At 63.8% G+C, this 6,238-nt stretch carries 10 protein-coding genes; 1 reads left to right on the top strand and 9 read right to left on the bottom strand.

Going from position 1 to position 6,238, the window contains the following annotated elements; translation table 11 throughout:
• The 5 genes from OXK16_11860 to OXK16_11840 form a co-directional block, all read right to left on the bottom strand.
• Window positions 1–100: 3-keto-5-aminohexanoate cleavage protein (locus tag OXK16_11860; GenBank protein ID MDE0376635.1), on the bottom strand; the 100-nt coding region annotated here is incomplete at its 3' end.
• Between the two features lie 267 nt (window positions 101–367).
• Complete coding sequence (locus OXK16_11855) at window positions 368–685, bottom strand: hypothetical protein (protein ID MDE0376634.1); 318 nt, start codon at window positions 683–685, stop codon at window positions 368–370.
• Window positions 685–1,221 (bottom strand): hypothetical protein, encoded by a 537-nt coding sequence (locus OXK16_11850; GenBank protein MDE0376633.1) that lies wholly within the window; start codon window positions 1,219–1,221, stop codon window positions 685–687. Before OXK16_11850 ends, OXK16_11855 begins: the two co-directional genes overlap by 1 nt.
• Window positions 1,221–2,180, bottom strand: coding sequence for a hypothetical protein (locus OXK16_11845; protein MDE0376632.1), 960 nt, complete (start codon window positions 2,178–2,180; stop codon window positions 1,221–1,223). The genes OXK16_11850 and OXK16_11845 overlap by 1 nt, the downstream gene beginning before the upstream one ends.
• 214 nt (window positions 2,181–2,394) lie before the next feature.
• The gene (locus OXK16_11840) at window positions 2,395–2,646 is read right to left on the bottom strand and encodes a ribbon-helix-helix protein, CopG family (GenBank protein ID MDE0376631.1); all 252 of its coding nucleotides are present in this window, start codon (window positions 2,644–2,646) and stop codon (window positions 2,395–2,397) included.
• A gap of 158 nt (window positions 2,647–2,804) precedes the next feature.
• Here OXK16_11840 and OXK16_11835 point away from each other — a divergent pair, with 158 nt between their 5' ends.
• Window positions 2,805–3,266 (top strand): peroxiredoxin, encoded by a 462-nt coding sequence (locus OXK16_11835; protein MDE0376630.1) that lies wholly within the window; start codon window positions 2,805–2,807, stop codon window positions 3,264–3,266.
• Window positions 3,267–3,379: 113 nt separating this feature from the next.
• On the opposite strand, the gene OXK16_11830 is transcribed toward OXK16_11835, so the two are convergent.
• From OXK16_11830 to OXK16_11815, 4 genes are all read right to left on the bottom strand, one after another.
• A complete protein-coding gene (locus OXK16_11830; protein ID MDE0376629.1) occupies window positions 3,380–3,874 on the bottom strand; it encodes a hypothetical protein in 495 nt (164 codons plus the stop codon).
• A 265-nt stretch (window positions 3,875–4,139) separates the two neighbouring features.
• A complete protein-coding gene (locus OXK16_11825) occupies window positions 4,140–4,337 on the bottom strand; it encodes a hypothetical protein (protein MDE0376628.1) in 198 nt (65 codons plus the stop codon).
• Window positions 4,338–4,483: 146 nt separating this feature from the next.
• A complete protein-coding gene (locus tag OXK16_11820; protein ID MDE0376627.1) occupies window positions 4,484–5,707 on the bottom strand; it encodes a multidrug effflux MFS transporter in 1,224 nt (407 codons plus the stop codon).
• 331 nt (window positions 5,708–6,038) lie between these two features.
• Window positions 6,039–6,238 (bottom strand): methyltransferase (locus tag OXK16_11815; protein MDE0376626.1); only part of this gene is annotated, 200 nt, incomplete at its 5' end.

Genomic DNA, 6,238 nt, shown 5'->3' with positions numbered 1-6,238 from the left:
CATCGACCGACTGGCGGATGTGGTCCTCCACCGTCACCGGGATGTCGCTGTTCATCGTCGGCGTGTGGGAAGAACCCGTCACCGCACACGTGACGATCACACCAGCCACGGGGCACTCCTTCCGTTTCGCCGGAACCGGAACCAGGAGGGTAGGCCGTTTCACCCCCTGCCGTCGCGGATGATACGACCCGGCCCGAACTATGGCGTGTCTACCGCAACCCACCACAGGTGAGACGTGATGGAAATGCTGTAGAACCAACGGGCCGGTCCTGATAGACCGACCGCAGTGCCGACGAATCCGCCAGGTCGCGCGGCTTGCTGTCACATCCGCCGATCCACGCAGAGCCTAGTAATGCGCCCAGGGCCGCTACTGAGCTCTTGCCGAGGTGAGGCAATGGTTGACGGCCGCAACTGCTTCGTTACGAAGCCGTGCCTTGCGGTCCGTTTCGTCGGGGCCTTCCAGGAAGTTGGCATAGGCGTTCGGTCCGTCCTGGGCGACATTGATGAACCGTTGGCCGAGTGCGTCGAGCGATTCGAGTACTCGCCCATCATCGCGTACCGGGCTGGCAGCAGCAGCACGCCCGGCCGCACCAGGCCCGCCGTCGGGGTACTTGAGAAGTGTGTATATGAGGTCGTAGGAGTCCTTGTTGTTGTGGCGTTCTTGGAAGGCTCTGATCTTGAGCACTACGAAAGGGAGTATGCCGGCAACTTGGATCGTGACTCTTGACATGCCACCGCCGTCAAGGCGTTCAGCTTCACTTCAACCTCGGCGAAGTCTCGCGCCGCCAGTTGGGCTCCGGGTATGTTGACCGCACCGAATCCTGAGCCCGTGTGCTGCCTGGCCGTGTAGATCCGGCCAGCCTCAACTTGATCGGTCTCACAGAGGAATTCGAGCGTTACCCGAGCTCTGTCGACTTGGCGAGACCACTGGTAGCTGTGTTGATCGGGCTCGAAGCCCGAGTGCCTGAGATTGGTGGCCAAGGTCTTGTACGTTGCGAAGTCTTGCTCGACCGCAAGGCGGATGACCAGATCTACGTCGGTAGTCCCGGTATGAGGACTCACTCCTTTCTGGACAGAGCCCACAAGGTAGCGGGGGACCAGACCGCCGACGAGGACGACGCGCTTGCTCCATGGGCCGATGTCGCCGAGGAAAGTGACAAGCGTACGTTCGCATCGGAGGGGCATCGCCGGGTTGAACCCCTCCCTGTACTGTGGGTTCATCAGAATCCGATCACTTCTCGGCGGAGATGTGCGCTCTGCTCTGCCCCCCGGCGCGGGTCTCGGAGGGCGTCCAGGTAGATCCGGAACAAGTTGGCCGTCCACACACCCTCGTAGAAGACCCGGAAAGCAAGCGGCCCGTTGTCTCGCTCTTGCAAGAAAACTACGTTGGCGCCGGACTCCACCGGCGTGGCGCCGAGGTGCGCGCACAGGTCGGGCACATCGGCCCTACTGTCCAGCCATACCTCGGCAACGGCAACGTTCGTGAGCAGAGGAGCGAGCCGGTCCGCAGCCGCCACGCCTGTGAGCGCATACTCGACCCCGATGGCTTCCAGGCCGCTGCACAACGACCCGACCAGTTGATCGGTCGTCGGAGCGAGCATGAACGCGGCTAGCCGTGATGGGCGGTCGCGATGCTCCTCTGACCAAAGGTCCAGAAGAGCGGCCGGGTTCGACAGCCGGCGTGTCTTGGCGGGCCCGGCGCCGGATGCCTCCACCGCGCCCTCGTCCTCGAGGCGTCGCAGAACCCTATGGACCAGCCCTGCGGATACGCCGCATGCTTTTCGAAGGTCCGAGACACTCCATGATCGCTCGATGTCGAGCAGTAGCGTTTGGGCGACGAGCCCGGACTTACCGGACAGCCGGGTCGGGCCGGCGGAGCGGGTCACCCTGCCCGTTCCGGCGATCCTCATCACCAGACCGGGCAGCTCTAGTCTGACATTGCCGAGGCCGTCCACAAGACCGATCCCTGCCTCTGAGAGTATTTCACGGGCCATAGTGGTCGTCTCGGCGGCGACTACCACTAATGGCATATCCAGCTGCTGCGCCTGATGGATGACCAAATGGGCCGTCGCGGTGCTCACCTTGGTCTTGAACTCAAGTGCCACCGGGCTCTCCATACCGGCATACTGCACAAGGGCGTCGCTGCGAGCGTCCGTGTCGGGAGTTATGGCTACTTCCAACTCGGGGATCTTCCGCAGAATGTGGATGGCACGGGCTTCGAGCTCCCTCCCTATGTTTACTGATATAGCCTTATTCACCATGTCTATGAATATAGTGAACTAGTGAAATAAAGACAATCCGGCGCTCGCTCGTCCATCCCAGCCGGAGACGCGCTCAGGACTGCCGCCATCCAGCGCAGTTACTGACGCCATGCAAAAGCGGTAGACCAGACATCTACAGCGTTGCGTTGGCCCAATCGGACCAGTCTTCCGTGACTCCCCAATCCGCGATCCGGCCAATCGTCAGCTTGTCAACTGCAAGGGGTAGCTTCTCCCATCGATCGGCGTCCTCGACCGAAGCGAGCCATGCCAGGTGCCGGCGGAGCGACTCCCGGATCACCTCCGACCTTGTTGTGCCGAGACGGTACGCCCAGCGCTGGACCTGCCAAGCCTCCTCGTCGCTGGCATGGAAGCTCAGCATCGTCATACGATTATCGATACCAAGTATGACAGACCTACCACGTAGGCCGATAACCGGACTGCCCTGCCGTGCCGTCCCGTGATCCGCGTGATGCCAACGGCTTCGCCGGCTGCGGTTGCCGGAACGCCATAATGTTCCCCGTTAGCGGAAGGAAGAGGACAAACATGAAGGCGGGAGACAAGGCGCCCGACTTCGAGGCGCTGGACCAGCACGGCAACACGCTGGTATTGCGCGACCTGCTCGAATCGGGGCCCGTCGTGGTGTACTTCTACGCGAAGGCGATGACCAGAGGCTGAACGCGCCAGAGCTGTTATTTCCGCGACCTGTCAGCAGAGTTCGCCCAACTCGGAGCCAGCATCGTGGGAATCAGCGCCGATCAGGTGGATCGGCAACTCGAGTTCGATGACGCCAATTCCCTGGGCTTCGCGCTGCTCGCCGACCCGAGCCGCGCCATCGCCCGCAGCTTCGGCGTGTCGCGGGGACGCTTCCTTCCGGACAAGCGGCGCACGTTCGTGATCGACCGCGACGGGACGGTGCTGCGGACCGTTCGCTCCGAGCTGAACATGCGCCTCCACTCCGACCGCGCCCTGGAGGTGCTCCAGCAGGCGATGGACGCCGCTGATTGACCCGACCGGTTCCCACGGACTCCGGTCAGGAGGCCGCGCCTCGTCAGTGAATCCGGGCCGACGGCCGCGCCTCCGTACTCGCGTTGGCCACGCAGGGCACGTGCTCTCCGCGGCTACGAGTCCCAGGGGCAGGGCGCGCCGAGGCCGAACTCGCGAGCCTCGACCGTGGAGTCCGCCAATACCACCTCGAGGGTGATGCATTCCGGGTCTGCCACCCACACGTATCCGGTGAAGAGCAGCCACTCCGTCTCGGACTCGCAAGGCCCGAATGCCGCTCGAAGCGAGGGACCGGAACGCCCGTAATCGAGGGCGACCCGATCACGGAAACGATCAGGAACTCGAAACTCGAAAGTGGCGCCATGCCGGACGAGCAACGGTGTCTTGGCTGCGAACCGGAGAGCGGGGTCGTCATAGCGGCCATGCTCACTCAGTTGAACTACATGTCCGGCGGTCCTGCTGGTGCGTAGGGCAGCGACTCCGCCGATGATGTCGAAGTCAGGATCGACGGTGTTCAGGTCCGGTCCCGGCGGGGAGAACTCGGTGATCGTGGCCTCGCACGGAACCTCGATCAGGTCGGCAACGGTCGCCCGCGTGGACGGCGGGGGCAAGGTTGGCTGTGTTGTGGGCGGTTCCCGGAGCGCGCACCCTGGCAGTAGCAATGCCATGCCCATAGCCAGAAGCAGTTTCGGAAGGCGAACGCTAGGAGTCACCGCATCGCGCCTGGTAGCCAGGAGAGGGATTCGCGCTCATCGTGATCAAGGGTACGCCGGGCGTGCGACTCAGCTTTCGTAGATCGCGACTCTGGTTAGCCCTGGGAGGTCGAACTGTTACCGAGTTGGCCGTGCTCGACCGACGGTTGCCTTCGGACGGGTCTTACGGGAGGCGCGCCAGGATGGTGGTGCCCATGGCGACCACAGCTCCCAGAGTCGCCAGCCCTATCCCGGCAATCCACTGGGTCATCCGCAGCATGTCTCTGCGGAGGTCCGCCACGGCGTTCGCTATCTGTGTTTGGACTTCGCCTCTCACCGCGTCGTCCTTCGCGTCCACCAAAGACTCGGTCACTGTGGTCAAAACGTAGCTCCCTTGTTGTCGCTGGATGGGACGTCGTGACCGTGCTGGCTGCTCTGTGGCCTCCCTAAGCATCTATACCAATACAGGTATAACAGTAATCGTCTATTAATTGAAGTAGCTAGATGCATTGTCCAGGGAGGCACCGGTTATGCGGGCTGGGCGGTCTTTGGAGGATATGCGAGGGCTACGGCGGCCAGGGTGATCAATGCAGACACCAGGACGACCACACCGTAGGCCTTGGGGGTGCCGTCGTTGAAGAGCCCGACCATGGCGCTTCCGGCGGCGCCCATGGTGAAGCGGGCGAAGGTGGAGAACCCGGATGCGCTGCCCGCCAGGTAGGGCGGGAACTCGTCGAGGACGCCGGCCTGGGTGCCGGGCGTGACCAGGTGGATCATGGACAGCACGACCACCGATACCGACACCACGCCGGCCAGCCCCCACTGGTCGGTCCGGGTGACCCACCAGAGCGCCGTCGAGAGGGTCGCCATGCAGAAGGCGCCGACCACGACGATTCGCCGGTAACCGATCCTCATCACGTAGCGGATGTTGATCAACTGGGCGATCCAGGCGCCGACTATCCCGATGCCGAAGAGCACGCCGAACCACCGCTCATCCAAGCCGTAGTAGCTGATGTATATAAACGGCGCGGCGGCCAGGAAGGCGAACAGGACGGCCGCCGCGGCGCCACCGGCTATCGCATAGGAGACAGCGACTCGCGACCGGGTGATGGACAGATAACCCCGCAGTGCGGTGGCCAGGTCGAGTGGGCGGCGGTCCTCAGGGGGAAGGGTCTCCGGCAGCCGGTACCAGACGGCGACGAACACCACGCCGCCGACGATGCCCAGCGCTACGAAGATCGACCGCCAGCCCCACGCCAGGAGGAGCAGCGCGCCCAGGAACGGGGCGATTATGGGGGCGCCGAGGATGATCATGGTCAGTATCGACATGGCCCGCGCCAGGGCGTCACCCGAGAGAAGATCGCGGAACATGCTCCGGGCGATCGCTATCGCTGTCCCGCCGCAGGCCGCCTGAGCCAATCGCAGGCTGATCAGCATCTCGACCGAGCCGACCGTCGCAATCGACAGGCTCACCAGCGAGTAGACGACCAGCGATCCGAGGACCAGCCTGCGCCGGCCCATCGCGTCGGAGATGGGGCCGAAGACGACCGGTCCCAGCACGAGGCCGAACAGGAAGGCGGTGACCGACATCTGCGTCATCCCGTCGGATGCGTCGAGCGAGGAGGCGATCTCCGGTAGCGCCGGTAAGTACGTGTCGATGGAGATGGGACCCAGCGAGGCGACCAGACCCAGAATCAGATAGAGACCGAGGCTCAGGTCGGACTTCTGCGGCCCGGCGCCGCCATGGCTCACGTGAGGCGTCCTGGGTTGAACCTAGCCGCGCCGACGGCCGGTGGAGGACACCGAACTCTCGAACGAGGCTTTGTGAACGGCCGCACGTCCGAGACCGGCACCGGTGGGGGCTTGGGCGCGGTTGCCGCACGCCGTGGAGGTCACCATGACTCCAGCGTACACCCGGGTCTTCTCAGTCCTGACGTATCAGGAACGGGCGAATACCGGGAGATGGGTGACGCCGCCGCTGTCGGCCTCTTGTAGTTCATACCGGTCAGGGCCTGTAAAGAAGCGGTGAATTCACAGGCCATAACCTGTCTGGATTGTGGCTCATGATTCTTGGCGTAGGGGACTACCAGCGGGTTCCCAGGCCGGTTACCTCTTCGACGGGGAGGGCGATCGGGAGGCGGGAGCGGATCCACTCGTCCTGGGCGCGGCTGACGTGGGTGGGGAAGTGGGTGCGCATGACCTCCTTGACGTGCTCGTGGGCCCGTTCGGCCGCGTTCTTGGCGCCGAGTTCGCGCCAGTCGTCGGGGCTGTTGCGATCGCCGA

The sequence above is a fragment of the bacterium genome (assembly GCA_028821235.1).
In the GTDB taxonomy this organism is placed as follows: Bacteria; Actinomycetota; Acidimicrobiia; order Spongiisociales; family Spongiisociaceae; genus Spongiisocius.
Note: the sequence above shows the minus strand (reverse complement) of the source record. Positions and strands in the feature narration are given on the sequence as shown.